Annotated in this window: 17 protein-coding genes; 4 read left to right on the forward strand and 13 right to left on the reverse strand. The window is 71.1% G+C overall.

Translation table 11 applies throughout. The annotated features are described in order from the left end of the window. Nucleotides 1–10: 10 nt before the first annotated feature. The 13 genes from FHT37_RS22995 to FHT37_RS23055 all read right to left on the reverse strand — a co-directional run bounded on the left by FHT37_RS22995 (nucleotide 11) and on the right by FHT37_RS23055 (nucleotide 14,147). On the reverse strand, nucleotides 11–1,381 hold the full coding sequence (locus FHT37_RS22995; RefSeq protein WP_183484996.1) for an SLC13 family permease: 1,371 nt from the start codon (nucleotides 1,379–1,381) through the stop codon (nucleotides 11–13). Between the two features lie 233 nt (nucleotides 1,382–1,614). Next, complete coding sequence (locus tag FHT37_RS23000; protein ID WP_183484998.1) at nucleotides 1,615–2,577, reverse strand: acyltransferase domain-containing protein; 963 nt, start codon at nucleotides 2,575–2,577, stop codon at nucleotides 1,615–1,617. An 18-nt stretch (nucleotides 2,578–2,595) separates the two neighbouring features. Next, nucleotides 2,596–3,507 carry a triphosphoribosyl-dephospho-CoA synthase MdcB gene (gene mdcB, locus FHT37_RS23005; protein ID WP_183485002.1) on the reverse strand — a complete coding sequence of 304 codons (912 nt, stop codon included), beginning with the start codon at nucleotides 3,505–3,507 and terminating at the stop codon, nucleotides 2,596–2,598. Further along, the gene (mdcG, locus tag FHT37_RS23010) at nucleotides 3,504–4,196 is read right to left on the reverse strand and encodes a malonate decarboxylase holo-[acyl-carrier-protein] synthase (RefSeq protein ID WP_183485005.1); all 693 of its coding nucleotides are present in this window, start codon (nucleotides 4,194–4,196) and stop codon (nucleotides 3,504–3,506) included. Before mdcG ends, mdcB begins: the two co-directional genes overlap by 4 nt. Further along, nucleotides 4,193–4,894 (reverse strand): biotin-independent malonate decarboxylase subunit gamma, encoded by a 702-nt coding sequence (locus FHT37_RS23015; RefSeq protein ID WP_183485008.1) that lies wholly within the window; start codon nucleotides 4,892–4,894, stop codon nucleotides 4,193–4,195. The genes mdcG and FHT37_RS23015 overlap by 4 nt, the downstream gene beginning before the upstream one ends. 59 nt (nucleotides 4,895–4,953) lie before the next feature. Continuing rightward, the gene (locus FHT37_RS23020; RefSeq protein WP_183485011.1) at nucleotides 4,954–5,931 is read right to left on the reverse strand and encodes a biotin-independent malonate decarboxylase subunit beta; all 978 of its coding nucleotides are present in this window, start codon (nucleotides 5,929–5,931) and stop codon (nucleotides 4,954–4,956) included. Further along, the gene (mdcC, locus tag FHT37_RS23025) at nucleotides 5,928–6,251 is read right to left on the reverse strand and encodes a malonate decarboxylase acyl carrier protein (RefSeq protein ID WP_183485014.1); all 324 of its coding nucleotides are present in this window, start codon (nucleotides 6,249–6,251) and stop codon (nucleotides 5,928–5,930) included. The genes FHT37_RS23020 and mdcC overlap by 4 nt, the downstream gene beginning before the upstream one ends. Nucleotides 6,252–6,315: 64 nt before the next feature. Then, nucleotides 6,316–7,995, reverse strand: a complete 1,680-nt coding sequence (gene mdcA / locus FHT37_RS23030; RefSeq protein WP_183485017.1) for a malonate decarboxylase subunit alpha — start codon at nucleotides 7,993–7,995, stop codon at nucleotides 6,316–6,318. Between the two features lie 95 nt (nucleotides 7,996–8,090). Beyond that, the gene (locus tag FHT37_RS23035) at nucleotides 8,091–9,005 is read right to left on the reverse strand and encodes a LysR substrate-binding domain-containing protein (RefSeq protein WP_091721103.1); all 915 of its coding nucleotides are present in this window, start codon (nucleotides 9,003–9,005) and stop codon (nucleotides 8,091–8,093) included. 107 nt (nucleotides 9,006–9,112) lie between these two features. After that, nucleotides 9,113–9,943, reverse strand: coding sequence for a HEAT repeat domain-containing protein (locus FHT37_RS23040; RefSeq protein WP_183485020.1), 831 nt, complete (start codon nucleotides 9,941–9,943; stop codon nucleotides 9,113–9,115). 110 nt (nucleotides 9,944–10,053) lie between these two features. After that, nucleotides 10,054–11,379, reverse strand: coding sequence for a nitrate/sulfonate/bicarbonate ABC transporter ATP-binding protein (locus FHT37_RS23045; protein ID WP_183485023.1), 1,326 nt, complete (start codon nucleotides 11,377–11,379; stop codon nucleotides 10,054–10,056). Between the two features lie 10 nt (nucleotides 11,380–11,389). Then, nucleotides 11,390–13,117, reverse strand: a complete 1,728-nt coding sequence (locus FHT37_RS23050; RefSeq protein ID WP_183485026.1) for an ABC transporter permease subunit — start codon at nucleotides 13,115–13,117, stop codon at nucleotides 11,390–11,392. Nucleotides 13,118–13,280: 163 nt separating this feature from the next. Next, entirely contained in the window at nucleotides 13,281–14,147 is an 867-nt protein-coding gene (locus FHT37_RS23055) for a LysR substrate-binding domain-containing protein (protein ID WP_091721117.1), read from the reverse strand. A gap of 116 nt (nucleotides 14,148–14,263) precedes the next feature. Here FHT37_RS23055 and FHT37_RS23060 point away from each other — a divergent pair, with 116 nt between their 5' ends. From FHT37_RS23060 to phnE, 4 genes are all read left to right on the forward strand, one after another. Beyond that, on the forward strand, nucleotides 14,264–15,529 hold the full coding sequence (locus FHT37_RS23060) for an alkaline phosphatase family protein (RefSeq protein WP_183485028.1): 1,266 nt from the start codon (nucleotides 14,264–14,266) through the stop codon (nucleotides 15,527–15,529). Nucleotides 15,530–15,746: 217 nt separating this feature from the next. Continuing rightward, nucleotides 15,747–16,637, forward strand: coding sequence for a phosphonate ABC transporter substrate-binding protein (phnD, locus tag FHT37_RS23065; RefSeq protein WP_183485031.1), 891 nt, complete (start codon nucleotides 15,747–15,749; stop codon nucleotides 16,635–16,637). Then, the gene (gene phnC / locus FHT37_RS23070; protein WP_183485034.1) at nucleotides 16,634–17,518 is read left to right on the forward strand and encodes a phosphonate ABC transporter ATP-binding protein; all 885 of its coding nucleotides are present in this window, start codon (nucleotides 16,634–16,636) and stop codon (nucleotides 17,516–17,518) included. The genes phnD and phnC overlap by 4 nt, the downstream gene beginning before the upstream one ends. After that, on the forward strand, nucleotides 17,515–18,360 hold the full coding sequence (gene phnE / locus FHT37_RS23075) for a phosphonate ABC transporter, permease protein PhnE (protein WP_221211201.1): 846 nt from the start codon (nucleotides 17,515–17,517) through the stop codon (nucleotides 18,358–18,360). Before phnC ends, phnE begins: the two co-directional genes overlap by 4 nt. Nucleotides 18,361–18,376 lie beyond the last annotated feature (16 nt).

Here is an 18,376-nt window from a genome sequence, read left to right on the forward strand (position 1 = left end):
ACTGCGGTGGTCAGAGCAGGACGAAGAGGGACCAGACGACGATCGGGGCAATCACCGTCACGGCAGCGCCGTAGAGCAGCAACATGCGGAAGAAGCGGTCGCGGTCCATGCCCTTGGCATTGGCCAGCACCAGCGCGCCGTTCGTCGAGAAGGGGCTCACGTCCACGATCGTCGAGGACACCGCCATCGCAGCGATGAAACCAATCGCCATGCCGGCGTTGTCTCCCGTCAGGAACGGCACACCGAGCGGAATCAACGAGCCCAGCACCGCCGTCGACGACGCGAAGGCCGACACCACCGCGCCCACGAAACACAGCAGCAGCGCAGCCATCAGCGGCGACGTCAGGTTCGCGACACTGTGACCGACGTAGTCGATCGTCCCCATCTTCTCCATCACGCCCACATACGTGCTCACGCCGACGATCAACATGATCTCCGGCCACGACACCTGGCCCAGCGCACTCTTCTGCAACCGTGGCTGCATCAGGCTCAGCACCAGGCCAATCGTGATCGACACGAAACCGATGTCCAGCTTGTAGCCCAGCGTCAGCACCGCCAGCAGCACCAGGCCCAGCGCCGTGATGACCTGATGCACGCTCGTGGCCTGGAAAGTCTGCGTCTGCACCTGGCCCAGCATCGACGAACGACTCGCCGCGACACGCCGCCCTTCACCATACGACTCGGCCTCCGCACCGCCGAAGACTTGCGGCCCACCCTGCGGGCGCGCCACCGGAGGAATCGGCGCCAGCTCGCCGTCCTCCTCGACACGGCCCCGTCGCATCAGCTTCAAACCGCCCAGCGCCACGAACAGCCCCAGCGCAACCGCGAAGTTCACGCCGAAGCTGGCCAGCATGGTGGTGACCTCGCTGAGCGGCAGCCCCGCCTTCGCGACGATCTTGTTGGTGATGCCGCCGTAGATGCTCATTGGCGAGAACCCACCCGCCTGCGCGCCGTGGATCACCATCAGGCCCATCATCAGCGGATGGATGCCGTGGCGGGCCGCGAAGCCCAGCGCGATGGGCGCGATGATCGCCACCGCCGCCGGGCTCACCGCACCGACCGAGGTCAGCAGCGCCGCCACCAGGAACATGATCCACGGGATGGCGGCGATGCGGCCCCGCACCGCGCGCACGGCCAGTCGCACCAGCCAGTCGATCGTGCCGTTGTTCTGCGCGAGGGCGAAGAGGTAGGTGATGCCGGCGAGCGTCAGGAAGAGCTCGGCCGGGAAGCCGGCCATGATCGCTTTCGCGCTCATGCCGGCCACCAGCGTGCCCACCAGAAAGGCGCCGACGAAGGCGAGCACGCCCATGTTGATGGGCAGGGCGGTGGCCACCACGAACATGGCCCCGAGCGGAAGGATCGACATCCAGTGTGTGGTCATCGCTGTCTCCTGTTGCGGCGGTCCGGCATGTCGAGCACCGGCCGCTCCGTTCTTCATCGGTTTCTCATCGGGTCGCACGGTATCCAGCGCGCGAGCCCGCTTCAATCAAGCTCCCAAGCGGACCGTTACGCGCGCCGCAACGATCGAGGGTGAACCCGCGCGCAGGTCGCCGCTCGCATATCGCATTGCCGACCGTTGACCGCCGACCGCTGGCTGCCGGTCGCCGGTCGCGCTCAGGTGTTGCAACGCTCGATCCACGCGATCACGCCGTCGACGGTGCGGAACTCGTCCGCCGACCGCGCGGGGATCGCCGGATGACGCCGCTGCCAGAGCCGAGCGAGCGCCTGGCCGCCGCCGATCTCCAGCACGCACGACGGCGCGCGCGCCGCCAACTGGTCCATCACCGCATCCCATCGCACCGTCGTGGCGATCTGTCGCGACAGCCCGTCACGCGCCTGCTCGGCGGTCCAGCTGCGATTGCCGTCGCTGTCGAACACCGGCAGTGCGGGCGCTTCCATCGCCGCGCCTGCCAACTCGACGGCGAAAGCCTCGGCGGCCGTCCGCATCAGCGGTGTGTGCGATGCCACCGTGACCGCCAGGCGCGTGCAGCGCGCGCCGCGTTCAGCCAGCGCGGCATCGACCGCGTCGAGCGATCCGTCCGCCGGAGGCAGCGCCTCAGACCCGTATGCGTGCGAGTCGCTCAGCGGCCCGCCGATCACCACCGAATCCTCGCCATTGCGAATGGCGACGGTCACCGCCGAGCCGCGCAGGAGTTCGTCCACCACGGCCGCGTCGAGACCGGTAACGCCGCACAGGCCACCGCGCTCCGCGCTGCCTGCGGCATCCATGAGCGCGGCCCGACGCGACGCCAGCGCGACCGCTCGGTCCGGACTGAACACGCCGGCCGCCGCACAGGCGGCGAGCTCGCCGACGCTGTAGCCGGCGAGGGCGTCGACCTCGATCGACGCGACGCACAACGCGTCATGGAGTTGAGTCCAGGCCGACACTGCGGTCGCGGTGATCAGCACCTGGGCATGTCGGTTGGCGTGAGCCCATGCCTCGTCGGCGAGCGCGGCCCGCCAGTCCTCGACGCCAAGCCGTGCCGCCATCGCGGCGATCGCCGCGTCATGCCGCAACCACGGCAGCATCGCCGGATGTTGGTGGCCTTGCCCGCTGAAGACGATCGCGACGCTCACGAGCACTGCCCGAGGTGTTCACCGGCCGTCGACCGCATCGACCGCATCGACCGCGCCGATGCGAACCATCCAACAGACGGCGGCCAGCATGTCGGCGGAGCCGCCGGGCGATAGCCGGCGCACCTCGAATTCCTGACCGAGTGCCTCAGCCCGTGCGGTGGCAAAGGGATGAGCGGCGCCGCCGTCGGCGAGGAATCCGCGCGCCGTCTGCTGCGCGAATCGCAGACCCTCCAGGCCGCCGCGATGCGCGAGGTTGCTGTCGTCGAGGGCAGCCATCAAATGGAAGAAGGTGTCGAGCTGTGCGCGCTCGTGCGACAGGCCGCGCGTGCGCGCCGACCGCATCGCGGGCACGCCCACGTCGAAGACAGCGGGAAATCCGAGCGCCGCTTCTTCCGACGCACTGCGAAGCCCGTGCCGCCGCGCGGCCATGCCGCCGGGCAACATCGACGGACGCTGCGCGCGCCGATGCAGCGCCGCGCCCCAACGCTCGTCGAGCATCGCCTGCAGCGCCGCCGGCGTCAGCGGTCGGCCGGCGGCGATGAGCGCGCCAGCACTCGCGCACAGCAGCCCCAGCAGGAAGATCGCGCCGCGATGGGTGTTGATGCCTCCGGTCGCCGCGAGCATGCGGGCCTCGGCCTCGATGCCGGCTCGCTCCAGGGCCTCGAAGTCCGCGCCGGCCATGCCCAGCCTGGCAATCCGGACGAAGTAGCCGCGCAGCGCGGCGATGCTGCGAAAGAAGGTCCTCGCGTCCATGTCGTCATGGCTGCCGTTGCTGATCAGGGTGACTAGACCCGGTTTGGGCGACAGCGCCAGCTCGTCGTACAGCGCGGCTGCGGCGGCGCGGCCGAGGTCGCGGGCCACGGGCGCCAGGATCGCGTCGGCGTCGCGTGGGCGCCGGCCCAGCGGCCTCTGCTGCGCTGGCGCGCTCATGCCGCCACCTTCATGTCGCGGACGATCTCGCCCAGATCGCTGGCCAGTCGACTGCCGCTGAGGGTCTTCACCAGGATCGAGCGGCTGCCGCCGGCGCGCCAGGTCAACCACTCGCGCCACGACACCGCGGTGTCGCCGTCGAAGATCAGCTCTCCATCAAGCCTCAGCCCGGGGATCTCGGTGCGCGCGAGCAACGCGGCGATCGTGTCGGCCTGGGCCGCATCCTGGACGCCCACCCAGAGGTCCACATCCGAATCCGCACGCACATGCGCCATGCCGGTCAAGGCCTGCCAGCCGTAGCTGCCGTAGACGCGCGACTGGACGCCGTCCGCAGCGGCGGACCGGCACAGCCGATCCCACGCGGGCCGCGCCGCGGCGGGCAGCAGTTTGGTCAGCGCGCGCGCGACGGGGAACTCGTCGAAGAACAGCACCTCGCTCCGCGTGAGCATCACGCCAAGCCGGCGGGATTCCCAGCGCAGCGGCGCGGACAGGCCCGTCGCGATGCCGCCAGCGGTCGAGTCGACGGCCGGGCCGGCGTCGCAGCGCTGCTGCGTGACCACCAGCGGCAGGCCACGCGCGGCCCACAGCATCATGCATTCCCGCTCGACCGCGTCGCGAGCGCCCGCGCGCAGGCGCTCCCAGGCCGCGGGCGACGGATGCACGAGTTGATGTCGATGCAGGCGGGTCATGGCGCCTCCAGCACGCGGTCCATCACGGCCGCAGCGAGCCGGCGACCGCCGCGCTGTGCGCCATCGAGCGCACGGCGGTCCTCGGTCGGCGCATCGGCCAGCGCCTGGCGCAGCGCGGCCCGCAGGTCGCCGGTCCACACGCGCCGCACACCGCCCATCGCGACGTAGTTCTCGACGCCCGGCGCGAAGACCGGGTTGGTCCGGGACAGCCCGGTCAGCATCGCCTCCGGCAGCTTGGTCACCCGCGACATCGCTGGAATGCGCATCACGCGGATCTCCGCCTGCGGCAGCGCATCGCAGGCGTCGGCGATCAGGCCCGACGTGATGAAGCCGCCCGACAGCGCCTGGTCGTAGACCAGGCCCAGCACGCGATGCCCGCGCCGGCGCGCGAGGTCGATGCTCATGCCCAGATGGGCCATCGCGCGGTTGATGCCCAGCAGCTCATCGCGCCGCCGCAACTGCTGTCCCTGGGTGTCGATCAACAGCAGGATCGGCCGGCCCGGATGGCGGGCCACGGTGTCCAGCACCACGCGCGCCTGCGCCAGTGCGAGCCGAACGCCGATCGGCGCATGCCCGGTCGTGCCGACGACGGTCAGCGGTTCATCGTCGAGCGCGGCCTCGCCGTGCAGCAGCTCGCCGTCCAGCGTCAGCCCGCGGTCCGAGCCGAACAGCGCCTCGGCCAAGTTCTTCCAGTCCATGTTCGAACTCCTTCGCGGTTCAGCGGCTCATCGGTTCATCGGCACATCGGCACATCGGCTCAGCGGTGCTCGGGGACGGCCGCGCCGGTGCGCAACGCAACGACCTCGGCCACGTCCAGGTCCGGCACGCTCGCGGCGTCCTCGACACCCAGCTGGCGCCACAGCGCCAGCGCCTCGTCGCCGGAGACCGGCGCATCGAGCAGCGCCAACCGCCGCGCGAGCAGCGCGTGTTCCGCCTCGAGCGCTTCCAGCGTCACGGCGCGGGCCGTGGGCAGCGCGTCCATGGCGTCGATCGCCGCGCGGCGGAACGCGACGACCTCGTCCTCGACCAGCGCGTCACAGTCGCCGCTCAGCCAGCGATGCTTGCCGCCGGTGGTGCGCCAGACCAGCGCGCGATCGCGGGCGTCGAATTCCTCGACTCCATGGGACGCCTCGATGACCTCCGGCCCCGACATCGCCAGGCGGCCGAGGTCGCTCATGACGACGAAATCGGTGCAGCGCGCCACGATCCCCATGCCGCCGAAGCAGCCGTTGGCCGCGCCGATCAGCGCGATCACCGGGATGCCGGCATCGCGCGCATCGAGCACGGCGCGCATCACCTCGGAGACCGCGATCAAGCCCGCGTTGGCCTCGTGGAGTCGCACGCCGCCGGAATCGAGCAGCAGCAGCACCGCGGCGGGCCGCTCCCGCAGTGCGCGGCGCAGCAGGCCGACGAGCTTGGCACCATGCACCTCGCCGACGCCGCCGCCCATGAAGGCGCCTTCCTGCGCGGCGACGAAGACGGTCCGTCCGTCGAGCCGCGCGCGACCGATCGCGACGCCATCGTCGAAGGCGGAGGGCACGCCGAGCTGCGCCAGGTGCGGACTCATGACGCGCTCGGCGGGCGGCAGCCATTCGTGGAAGCTGCCGGGATCGAGCAGCTGCGCGAGCCGCTCGCGCGCGCTGCACTCGGCGTAGGAGTTCGCGGCCACGGCGCTGGTGGACGCGGCGCTCGCGGCCACGGCGTTTGCGTGGGCGGTGGGCGTCGTCGCCGTCATGGCCGCAGCTCCCGCACCGCCTGATCCAGGCGCAGGCTGACGACGGCGGGTGTGGCGCCCATGTCGTTGATGGACACCCGCACGCCGGCCAGGTCGTGGCGATGGTGGAAGTCGTCGAGCACCGCCTGCCAGACCGGCGCGAAGCCGCGCGCGGAGGTCTGCACATGCACCGCGCAGTCGCCGCCGTCCCCGGGTTCGAGCATCACCTCGAGGTTGCCGGAGCCGACCACGCCGACCAGCACCGGCGCGAAGGCCGGCACGGCGCGCGTGCCGGCGAAGCGGAAGTCCAGGGTCTCGAGACCCGGTGGGATGGCTGTCATGGGAGTCCTCGTCGTGGCGTCGTGGCGTCGTGGCGTCGGGGGCGTCTCGCGCGGTCCGGCGGCGTCACCAGTTGCGAAAGCGTTTCGGGGGGCGATACAGACCGCCGGACGCCCGCACCAGGTCGCGCATGCCGCGCGCGGCCAGCAGGTTGCGCGTGGCGTCGCGCGGGTCGATGCCCAGGTCCTCGGGACGCCGGATGACGCCGCGCTCGCGCAGCTGCTCGACCGCGCGGCGGTCGCGGCCCAGGCCGACCGCGGTGTAGCCGGCCACGCCGCGGATCGCCTGCTCGCGCTCCTCGTCGTTGCGGCACAGCAGCAGGTTGGCGATGCCCTCCTCGGTGAGGACGTGGGTGACGTCGTCGCCGTAGATCATGATCGGCGGCAGGTCCATGCCGGCCTGGCGCTGCAGTTCCCAGGCGTCCAGGCGCTCGACGAAGGCGGGCTGCATGTGCTCGCGGAAGGTCTCGACCATCTGCACGACCAGCTTGCGCCCGCGCGGCGTCGCGGCCGCGCCGCTGCGATGGCTGCGGGCCTCCTCGCCGGCCTTCAGCCAGGCGGGGCTCGCATGCCGGCGCCCGCGCGCGTCGGCGCCCATGTTGGGCGCGCCGCCGAAGCCGGCGATGCGTCCCAGCGTGGCCGTCGAGCTGTTGCCCAGCAGGTCCATCTGCAGCGTCGAGCCGATGAACAGGTCGCAGGCGTAATGGCCCGCCGCCTGGCTGAACGCCCGGTTGCTGCGCAGGCTGCCGTCGGGCCCGGTGAAGAAGACGTCCGAGCGCGCGCGGATGTAGTCCTCCATGCCGAGCTCGGACCCGAAGGAATGGATGGACTCGACCCAGCCCGCCTCGATCGCCGGGATCAGCGCCGGGTGCGGGTTCAGCGCCCAGTGGCGGCAGATCCTGCCCTTCAGGCCGAGCGATTCGCCGTAGGTCGGCAGCAGCAGCTCGATCGCGGCCGTGTCGAAGCCGATGCCGTGGTTGAGCCGCTGCACGCCGTACTCGGCGTAGATGCCCTTGATGGCCATCATCGCCATCAGGACCTGGATCTCGCTGATCTGCGCCGGGTCGCGGGTGAACAGCGGCTCGATGAAGTTGGGCGTGGGCGCCTGCACCACGAAGTCGACCCAGTCCGCCGGCACGTCGACTCGGGGCAGGGGCGTGCCGTCGGGCACCCGTTCGTTGACCTGGGCGATGACCAGGCCCCCGGAGAACGCGGTGGCCTCGACGATCGCCGGCGTGTCCTCGGTGTTGGGGCCGGTGTAGAGGTTGCCCTGCGCGTCGGCGGCGTGCGCGGCGATCAGCGAGACCTTGGGCGTGAGGTCGACGAAGTAGCGCGAGAACAGTTCCAGGTAGGTGTGGATCGCGCCGATGCGCACGCGCCCGCCGGACAGCAGCTTGGCGAGCCGCGCGCCCTGCGGGCCGGAGAAACTGAAGTCCAGCTGGCTGGCGACGCCGCGCTCGAAGACGTCCAGGTGCTCGGGCAGGGCGAGCACCGACTGGACCATGTGCAGGTCGTGGATGCGGGCCGGGTCCAGCCGCACCAGCGCCTTGGCCAGGAAGTCCGCCTGCTTCTGGTTGTTGCCTTCGAGGCAGACGCGGTCGCCGGGCTTGAGCACCGCGTGCAGCAGGTCGACGATCGCCTCGGTCTCGACCTGCTTGCCGGTCAGGCGCGTGCCGAGCGCCTCGCGAGCCGCGCCGATGCGCGCGGCGCGGTCGCGGGCCTTGGTGTCCAGGTTGATGCGGTCCATGGGCACGGACGGTACGGGCACCGCCGTGCCCGATCAATCAACCGCCGCGCCTGACGATTACGCGCAGCGGAATGATCGAGTCCGCCCGGGACGGCTCAGTGCCCGCCCAGGCGCAGCGTGCGGCTGGCGGCGAGCAGGGCCAGCAGGTTGGGGTCGCGCTCGCGGGCGCGCAGGAAGCACAGCGCGATGGTCTGGCGCACCGCGTAGCGTTCCTGGAGCGGGATCAGCCGGACGCTGGGCGGCAGCACGGCGCGCACGCGCCCGGGCAGCAGCGTGCAGCCGATGCCGCCGCCGACCAGGTTCATCAACGAGAAGATGTCGTTGGTCTTCATCACGATCTGCGGCTCGAAGCCGGCGATGCGGAAGGCGTCGACGAAGCGGCTGTAGGTGACGAAGCCTTCCTGCAGACTGACGAAGCGCTCCTCGGCGCAGTCCCGCAGGTCGATGGCGGCGAGCGCGGCGTAGGGCGACTGGGCCGGCGCGGCGAAGAAGACGTCGTCGTCGAAGAGGGCGTGGGTCTCGAGTTCCGGTGCGGACTCGGGCAGGCCCATGACGGCGGCGTCGAGCGTGCCGTCGCGCAGGCGCTGGGTGAGGTCGGAGTTGGAGCCCAGGATCAGCTCGGCCTGCACCTCGGGCTTGCGGGCCTTGAGCGCCATGATCATCGACGGCACGGTGCCGCTGGTCAGCGAGTACAGCGAGCCGATGCGGATGCGCTCGGCGCCGTAGCCGGCGATGGCGCGCGTGGCATTGATGCCTTCATCCATGCGCTGCAGGATTTCGCGCGCGACGTCGGCCAGCGCATGGGCCGCGTCGGTGGGCTGCAGGTTGCGGCCCTCCAGCCGGAACAGCGCGCAGCGCGTGCCGGCCTCCAGTGAATGCAGCGCGCGATGCACGCTGACCGCGCTCGTGCCCAGTCGCTCCGCGGCGCGCGCCAGGCTGCCGCTCTCCAGGAACGTGATCAGGATCTCGAGCTTGCGGAAGGTGATCTCTTCGCTGATGCGGGGGAGCATGGGGCGACGGCGCGGTGGCGGAGTGGCCGATTGTGCGCGCAGTCGGCATCTGAACTCACACGGAGCGCGTGCGCCGCGGACTGACTGAATCGGGCGGAGCCGGGACGCTAGCGCGGGCCGCGACACGCGTCGAGCGCCGCCCGAAGGCGCTCATGCCAGGGATCCTCCTCGGGGGACGTGTCGCCTTGCGCGAGTGCTTCCAGCGCGGTGACCAGCCGCGGGTCCGCCAGCGCCTCCGCCGCGTCCAGCTCGTACACATGGCAATCGGGCGTGAGCCGCTTGATCAGCGCTTCGACGATGCCGTCGTCACGCCGCCGGGCCAGGCCGACCAGCGCTTCCCCGCGCACGTCGAGGTCGGCGTCGTCGAGGTTGCGCCGCAGCGCCGCCCGGATTTCCGGCGAGTCCTCCATCCGCAGCGAGCCGAGCGCGAAGGTGGCCCAGTCGCGCACCTCGTCCGACGGGTCCGCGCTCAGGCGGATGAGCCCCGCGATCGTCTCGGGTTCCTCGTAGGACCCCAGCGCCACCGCGACCTGCCAGCGCATCCTGGCGTCGGGATGCGAGGCCAGTCGCAGCAGCGCCTGGACGCTCTCGCCATGCGGCCGCAGCCCCAGCCCGCCCACCGCTGCGCGGACCACGTCGTGATGCGGATCGGCCAGGCCGCGCAGCAGCAGGCGCTGCGTCTCCTCCTCGGCGTACAAGGCGAGCCCAGCCTGCGTGTGGCGACTGAGCTGCGCGGCGATCGAGACGCCCACGGCCCGTCGCCGGACGTTCGGGCTCGCGCACAGCGCGACGACCCGCGCCAGTACCGCGGGCGATCCGCGTCGCTGCAGGGCTTCGATCGCGCGCCAGCCCTCGTCGGCGTGCCAGTGCCGCAGCGCATGGCGCAGCAGGCGATCGACACCGAGGGACTTCCAACGGGGGCGGGCGGTGCGCTTCATCGGGGCGGCTCGCAGTCGCGGAGCCCCGACTCTACCGAGCCCGGCGCCGCGCGCCTGACGCTCATCCCGGTGGCAAGGGCCACCGGCCTCCTGGCGAGGCCGGCGACCGCTCACCGCGTCGCGGGCTCCTCTTCGCCGGTCGGCAGGCGCAGCGCGCCGGTGTTGTAGTCGTACTCGAACACCTCGCCATGCCGCGCCCAGCTGACCGCCGTCTGCAGCACGGCGCCGGCCTCGGCATCGTCCAGGTGCTCGCTCAGCAGCCGCAGCACCGGCTTGTCGGGCATCTCGCCGCTGGGCTCCTGCTCCAGGCTGTGGCGGATGTGCGCGATCAGCGGCACGTGGGTGACCAGCTGCTGCCCGAAGAGATCGCGCCGCAGGCCATGCGAGCCCTCGACGTAGCGCCGGCCCAGCGAGGTGAGCTGCAGGTCGCCGCTGTCGAGCTGCGCCAGCCCCAGCAGCGCCAGCGCATGCGCCACCGGCAGCAGCTCCGCGTCGGGCAGGCCGGCTTCCTCGCAGAGCTGCGGCAGGTCCGCGCGGCCGTCGAAGGGCGGATCGGCCAGCAGCTCCAGCAGGCCGTCCATGCGCGCCACGTCGGCGGCGGGCAGGCGCTCGGCCAGCGGGGCCGGGGCGACCGCCGCATCCACCGTGCCGGCCGCGCGCGTCGGGCGCGCCGCGCCGGCGGTCATCAGCGCGTAGACCTCGTCGATCAGCGCGCGCACGTCGGCGCTCTCGGGATCGCGCGGTCGTGGCAACTGCACCGACAACTGGCAGCGGATGCGTCCGGGATCGCTCGCGAAGATCAGCACGCGGTCGGCCATCATGACGGCCTCCTCGATGTTGTGGGACACCACCAGCATCGCCTGCGTCGGCATGTGCCCGCCGTCCCACAGCTCCAGGATGTCCTCCCGCAGCCGCTCGCCGGTCAGTACGTCCAGCGCCGAGAAGGCCTCGTCCATCAGCAGCACGTCCGGCTCCGTCACCAGCGCGCGCGCGATGCCCACGCGCTGCCGCATGCCGCCCGACAGCTCGCGCGGCAGGGCGCCCTCGAAGCCGGACAGGCCGATCAGCGCGATCGCCGCCTCGGCCTTGGCCGCGCGTTCGGCCTTGGCCACGCCGCGCGCCTCCAGGCCCAGCTCGACGTTCTGCTGCACCGTGAGCCAGGGGAACAGGGCGAAGGACTGGAACACCATGCTGATGCCGCGCGCCGGGCCCGACAGCGGCTGTCCGCGATAACGGACCTGGCCGGCATCGGCCGGCACCAGCCCGGCCATGATGCGCAGCAGCGTGCTCTTGCCCGAGCCCGACTGCCCCAGCAGCGCGACGATCTCGCCCTCGCGCAGGTGGAAGTCCACGTCCGCGAGCACCGGCCGCGGATGCCCGTCGGCCGAGCGGAAGCGCTTGCCGACGCCATGGAGTTCGATGATGGATGCGGTCATGCGGTGCTCCTCACAGATGCATGCGGTCCTCGGCCAGCCGGTACAGGCGGCGCCAGACGAAGTGGTTCAGGCCCATCACGAAGACGCACATCACGCCGATGCCCAGCGCGATCCGCGGGAAGTCGCCCTTGGCCGTCATCTCCGCGATGTAGCTGCCCAGGCCATGCGCCTTGAGCGTGGTGTCGCCCCAGGACACGTACTCGGCCACGATGCTGGCGTTCCAGGAGCCGCCGCTGGCGGTGATCGCGCCGGTGACGAAGCTGGGGAAGACCGCCGGCAGCAGGTAGCGGCGCCATTTCAGCCAGCCGCTCAGGCCCAGGTTGCGCGCGGCGTGCCGCAGCTCGGCCGGGATGTTGGACGCGCCGGCGATGACGTTGAACAGCAGGTACCACTGCGTGCCGAAGATCATCAGCGGCGAGAGCCACACGTCCGGATCGAGCTTCCAGCGCACGATCAGCACCACGACCACCGGGAACAGCAGGTTGGCGGGGAAGGCGGCCAGGAACTGCGCCACGGCCTGCAGGCGGCCGGACCAGCGCGGATTCATCCCGATCCAGATGCCCACCGGCACCCACACCAGCGCCGCCAGCGCGATCAGCACCAGCACCCGCGCCAGCGTCACCAGGCCCAGGCCGAGCACATGGCCCGCCTCGGACCAGCCGACCTCGGCATGGACGAAGCGCACCAGCTGGTACAGCGCCACCATCACCGCGGCAGCCAGCACCGCGTCCCAGGCGCGCTGCCACGCGGCCACGGCGATGCGCGGGCGCGCGCGGATCGAGGTGCCGTCATGGTGTCGGCGGAACCAGATCAGGCTGCCCTCGAGCCGGTCCACCAGCCACGCCGCGGCGCGGCGCGTGAACGCGGTGCGGCGCAGCCAGTTCAGCATCCAGGAGTTGGGCGCGTTGTCGGTGCCGCTGTCCTCGAAGCGGAACTTGTCGGCCCAGGCGACCAGCGGCCGGAACACCAACTGGTCGTAGAGCACGATGCCCACGAGCATCGCCACGATCGCCCAGCCGATCGCGCCGAGGTCGCGCGCCTCGATCGCCATGGCGATGTAGGAGCCGACGCCGGGCAGCTTGATGCTCTGGTCGGATACCGAGATGGCCTCCGACGCGACGACGAAGAACCAGCCGCCCGACATCGACATCATCATGTTCCACAGCAGCCCGGGCATCGCGTAGGGCAGCTCCAGCCGCCAGAAGCGCTGCCAGCCGGAGAGCTGGAACACCCGCGCCGCTTCGTCGAGCTCCGAAGGCACGGTGCGCAGCGACTGGTAGAGGCTGAAGGCCATGTTCCAGGCCTGCGAGGTGAAGATCGCGAAGATCGCCGCGCACTCGACACCCAGCAGGTTGCCGGGGAACAGCGCGATGAAGCCGGTCACCGTGATCGACAGGAAACCCAGGATGGGGATGGACTGCAGGATGTCGAGCATCGGCACCAGCACCTTCTCGGCGGCGCGCACCTTGGCCGCGAGCACCGCGAAGACCGCGCTGAAGAGCAGCGCCAGCACCATCGCGGCCAGCATCCGAAGGTTGGTGCGCAGCAGGTAGTAGGGCAGGTGGGACGGGTCCAGCGACAGGGGCAGCGGATCGCCCAGCGCGAAGGGACGCGTCATCTGCGCCGCGCCGTAGGCCAGCAGCACGAGCAGGCCCAGCACCAGCGGCAGCAGCGCCCAGTCCCAGCGATTGGTGCCCGCCTCGACCACGGGGCGGGGGAAGAATTGGCGGCGGTCCATGCGCGCTCTCTTCTCTACATGGATTCCAGGGAACAGACGACCCCCTGGGGCCCCCCGCGCGAAGGTCCGCAGGATGCCTGGGGCGGCCTTCAGAAACCTGTCCGCTGTCTGTCCGCTGTCTGGCCGCGCGCTACCCGCGCGTTACCCGCGCGCCGCCCGCACCTCAGCGGCGCAGGCTTTGCGCCACCTCGAAGAAGGAACCGAGCAGCAGGCTGTCGCGGCGCTCCTTCAGGCAGTACAGGTGGGTCTCGGTGAAGGCCGGGTCGCCCTCGATGCGCACCGGGCGGAAGCGCGCGTCGGGGATGAATTCCGCCTCGGACACGACGCCGATGCCGATGCCGCGCGCGGCCGCCTCGCGCAGCGCCTCGCGGCTGCCGATCTCCATCGCGACGCGCGGCGTGATGCCCGCCTGGCGCAGCGCCGACTCGAGCGCGCGGCGCGTGCTCGATCCGGCTTCGCGCTGCAGCAGCGGCTGCTCGGCCAGCTCCCGCAGCGACACGTGCTCCCGCGCGGCGAAGGGGTGGTCGAGATGAACGAAGAGGATGATCGCGTGCCGCGCGTAGGCCATGGTCTCGAAGCCCGGCGCGTCGTGGAAGCGCGCCAGCACGCCGACGTCGATCACGTAGTTCTCCAGGTCGCCGAAGACCTGCGCCGAATTGCCCAGCCGGATGGAGACGTCCACCTTGGGATAGCGCTGGCGGTAGGCGTCGACCATCTCGATGACGTGGAAGGGACCCACCGCGCCGAGCTTGAGCTGCCCCCGGGTGAGCTCCCCGCAGTCATGCAGCAGGTTGTAGGCCTCGACCTCCAGCGCGGCGAGCTGCCGGGCGATCGGCAGCAGCTGGTGGCCGACGCTGGTCAGCTCGATGCGATGGCCGCGGCGGTGGAAGAGCTCCACCTTGTGCTGCTGCTCCAGGCCCTGCACCTGCGTTGTCAGGGTCGGCTGCGAGAGCCCGAGCGCCCGCGCCGCCGCGCTGAAGCTGCCATGGCGGGCGACGGCGAGGAAGGCGCGGAGCTTGGCGGCGGACATGTATAGACGCTCTCGATGATTTCCTGCGGTTGGTCATATTGATTCGATCGAGTGACGGTCACGTGACGTTCCTACGCTGCGCGGGCAGTTCCCCCTCAACCCGACCTGGAGTGCCCATGACCCGGACCCGTTTCCCGCGCCCGCCGGCGCATCGCTCGCCTGCGCGCTTCGCCGCGCTGTCCACCGCCCTGTTCACCGCGTCGATCGCGGCGCTGCTCGCCACGGCCCCGCCGCCCGCGCAGGCGCAATCGGCCCCGAGCCCGCTGGCCTCGTTCACGCGCACGCTCAACGCCGCGATCTCCGGCTACAACCGCGAGCACCTGAACGGCGTCTCGCCCGAGGCCTGCGCCGCGGCCTGCCTGGCCGATGCGCGCAAGTCGTGGTGCGTGAGCTTCGACTACTACAAGGCCTCGCAGCAGTGCGACCTCAGCGACAAGCGCGCGGCCGACGTGGGCGGGCTCAAGACCGACTACGCCGGCAACCCGTATGACCATTACGCGCTGATCCCCGGTCCCGGCGTACCCAACCCGATCGTGGGCCCCTACGGCCGGCGCCATGTGCTGGTGATCGGCATCGACGGCCTGCGTGGCGACGCGCTGTTCTGCGCCGGTTGCGCGACCACGCCGGCGCTGAGCCAACTCGCCGCGGTGGGCGCCTTCCACGGCAACGTGCTGGCCGGCGGTTCGCAGTCCACCTACAGCGGCCCGGGTTGGGGCACGCTGTTCACCGGCTACTGGGCGGACCAGCATGGCGTCACCGGCAACGACGCCAGCCTGCCGCTGCGCAAGCCGCATGTCTTCGACCGCATCAAGCAGGCCTATCCGACCGCCACGATCGCGGTGGTCGGTGACTGGGCCAACATCACCGGCAACCTCAAGCCCGTGGGGGCGGACTTCGTCGTGGCCAACGCAGCGAAGAACTCGCAGCAGGCGACGGATGCGGTCAAGGGCTGGTTGTCGTGGACGAACCCGCCGACCGCGATCTTCTATTACCTGCACAACGTCGACATCCATGCCGCCAGCTACGACCCCTACAACGCCTACTACCAGTCCAGGATCGCCGGCGAGGACGCGCAGATCCAGCAGGTGCTGGACGCCCTCGCGGCGCGCCCGACCTATGCGCAGGAGGAGTGGCTGATCGTCGTCGTCTCCGACCATGGCGGCACCGGCAGCGGCCATGGCGGCCAAAGCGCTGGCGAGCGCGATGCGGCGCTGGTGATGACCAACCGCTACCGCAATCCCACCAAGCCGGCCTACTGCCAGGGCGACCTGACCGGCACGCCGCTGCCCCAGACCGGCGCGCTGACGCCTCACGTGCTGGACTTCCTCGGCCTGGTCAACGACACGGCGGGGAGCAAGCACCCCGCTTGCGGCAGCCACTGAAGGCGCCGGCTGAAGGCAAGCTGACCAGGGCCGGAGTAGGCGCAGCCCCTCCGGCCCTTCGACGCTCCGGCCCTGCGGCGCCGCCCGGAGAGACCGAGCGGACGATCCATAGATCGCATGAATGCTTCGGTCGAGAAATCAACATGGGATCGATGGATCTGCTGTCATGTTGGATTCATAGAGTGCCGGCATCCGCTCACCACTCCTGGATGCCGCCATGTCCCATCCCCGCTTCTCCGCCGCGCGCCGCGCCGCACTGGGTGCCGCCCTGGTCCTCACCGTCTGCGCGGGCCTGCCGCGGCACGCATCGGCCCAGCCGCGGGCGCTGACCATCGGCCTGATCCCGGCCGAGGACTCCCAGGCCATGATCGAGTCCAGCCGGCAGGTGCTGGACGCGCTGCAGCAGCAGCTGGGCATGCCGGTGAAGCCCTTCGTGGCCACCGACTACAACGGCTTCATCGAGGCGCTGCGCGCGAAGAAGCTGGACGTGGCCTACCTCGGCCCCTTCTCCTACGTGCTGGCGAGCTCGGTGGCCGAGGTCGAGGCCTTCTCCGTCGCGGTGACGAAGAAGACCGGCCAGAGCGCCTACCGGAGCGTCATCCTCGCCCGCAAGGACAGCGGCCTGCGCAGCGTCGCCGAGCTCAAGGGCCGCAACTTCGCCTTCGTGGATCCGAGTTCCGCCTCCGGCCACCTGTTCCCCAAGGCAGGGCTGCAGCAGACGGGACTGGATCCGGAGACCTACTTCGGCCGCGTCGTGTTCTCGGGCTCGCATGACGCCAGCATCCTGGCGGTCGCTAACAAGAAGGTCGACGCGGCCGCCGTCGCGGACCGCATCTTCAACAGCGCCGTCGCCAAGGGGACGGTCAAGCAGGACGACTTCGTCGTGCTGTGGTCGTCCAGGCCGATTCCCGAATCGCCGATGGTCTGGCGCAAGGACCTCGATCCGGCGCTCAAGGAGAAGCTCGCCAAGGCGCTGGCCAACCTCAAGGACGTGAAGTGGGGCGACCAGGGCGTGCTCAACGGCTTCCAGCCGACCAGCGACGCCGCCTACGACGTGGTCCGCGACACCGCCAAGGTGCTCAAGCTCGACCTGCGGAGCATGAAGTGATCACGCTGCGTGGCGTCACCAAGCGCTTCGGCGACAACGCCGTGCTGCGCGGCGTCGACCTGGACGTGCGGCCCGGCGAGTTCCTGGTGGTGCTCGGCCCGTCCGGCGCCGGCAAGTCCACCTTGCTGCGCTGCATGAACCGCCTGGTCCAGGCCGACGGCGGGACGATGACGATCGCCGGCCTGGACGCGCGCGGCGCCGAACGCGCCACGGAGCTGCGCGCGCTGCGTCGGCGCGTGGCGATGGTGTTTCAGCACCACCAGGTCGTGCCGCGGCTCAGCGTGCTGAAGAACGTGCTCAGCGGGCGGCTCGGCGCGATGGCCGTCTGGCGCTCGGTGCTGCAGCTGTTCCGCGCGTCCGACATCGCGCTGGCCATGGCCTGCCTGGACCGCGTCGGCCTCGCCCACAAGGCGGCGTCGCGCACCGACGCGCTGTCGGGCGGGCAGATGCAGCGCGTGGGCATCGCCCGCGCGCTGGCGCAGCAGCCGCAGGTGATCCTGGCCGACGAGCCGGTCGCGAGCCTGGACCCGCACACCGCGCGCCAGGCGCTCGGTTACCTGAAGCAGGCCTGCCGCGAGCTCGGCATCACCGTGGTCTGCAACCTGCACCAGGTCGACTACGCGCGCGAATTCGGCGATCGCATCGTCGGGCTCTCGCAGGGGCGCGTGCTTTTCGACCGGCTGCCGCGGGAGCTCTCCGAGGCGGAACTCGAGGCGCTCTACGCGGGCAGCGCCGCGCAGGCGGGCCTGCAGCTGATCGCGCCGGTGAACGTGCCGGTGAATGCCTCGATGAATGCGCCAGCGAATGACCCGGAGCGCATCGCCTCGATGGCCGCGTCGGCGCCGCCGGCCGCTACCGCCCCGACCTGGAGAACCGCATGACGACGATGACCGCTGTGGACCGCGCCGCCCGCGATCGCACCCGCTGGCTGGTGGCGCTACCCACCACGCCGGGCGGCTGGACGAAGCTGCTGGCGCTGATGGTCGCGGGCCTGTGGGCGCTGCAGTGGAGCGCCCGGGGCGCGCAGCTGAGCCCGGCCGAGCTGGCGAGCGGCCTGCCGCAGATCGCCGATTTCCTCGGCCGCACCTGGCCGCCGGACTGGCGCATCCTGGAGCGGCTGTGGGCGCCGGCGCTGGAGACGGTCCAGATCGCCGTGTGGGGCACGCTGCTGGGCGTGATCGGCGCGATCCCGGTGTCCTTCCTCGCGGCGCGCAACCTGCAGGGACCCCGCTGGCTGTATCACCTCACCCGCCAGGGCCTGAACGTGACGCGCAGCATCAATGAACTGATCCTGGCGCTGGTGTTCGTGTCGGCCGTGGGGCTGGGGCCGTTCCCCGGCGTGCTGGCGCTGGCGGTGCATGGCGCGGGCATGCTGGGCAAGTTCTTCGCCGAGGCCATCGAGGAGATCGACGACGGCCCGCTCGAGGCGCTGCGCGCCACCGGCGCCCGGCCGCTGCAGGTGATCGCCTTCGGTGTGCTGCCGCAGGTGATCACCGCCTGGATCGCGGTGGTGCTCTATCGCTTCGAGGTCAACCTGCGCTCGGCGACGGTGCTGGGCATGGTGGGCGCGGGCGGGCTGGGCTTCGAGCTGGTGGGCAGCCTCAAGCTCTTCAAGTATCCCGAGACCGCGACCTGCATCCTCGTGATCACGGCGATGGTCGTCAGCGCCGACCTGGTGTCGAGCCGGCTGCGCCGCGCGATCCAGGATGCCGGGCGGCATTGAGCGCGAGGACCCGCCC

The organism is Mitsuaria sp. BK037, from assembly GCF_014193045.1.
Lineage (GTDB): Bacteria > Pseudomonadota > Gammaproteobacteria > Burkholderiales > Burkholderiaceae_C > Roseateles.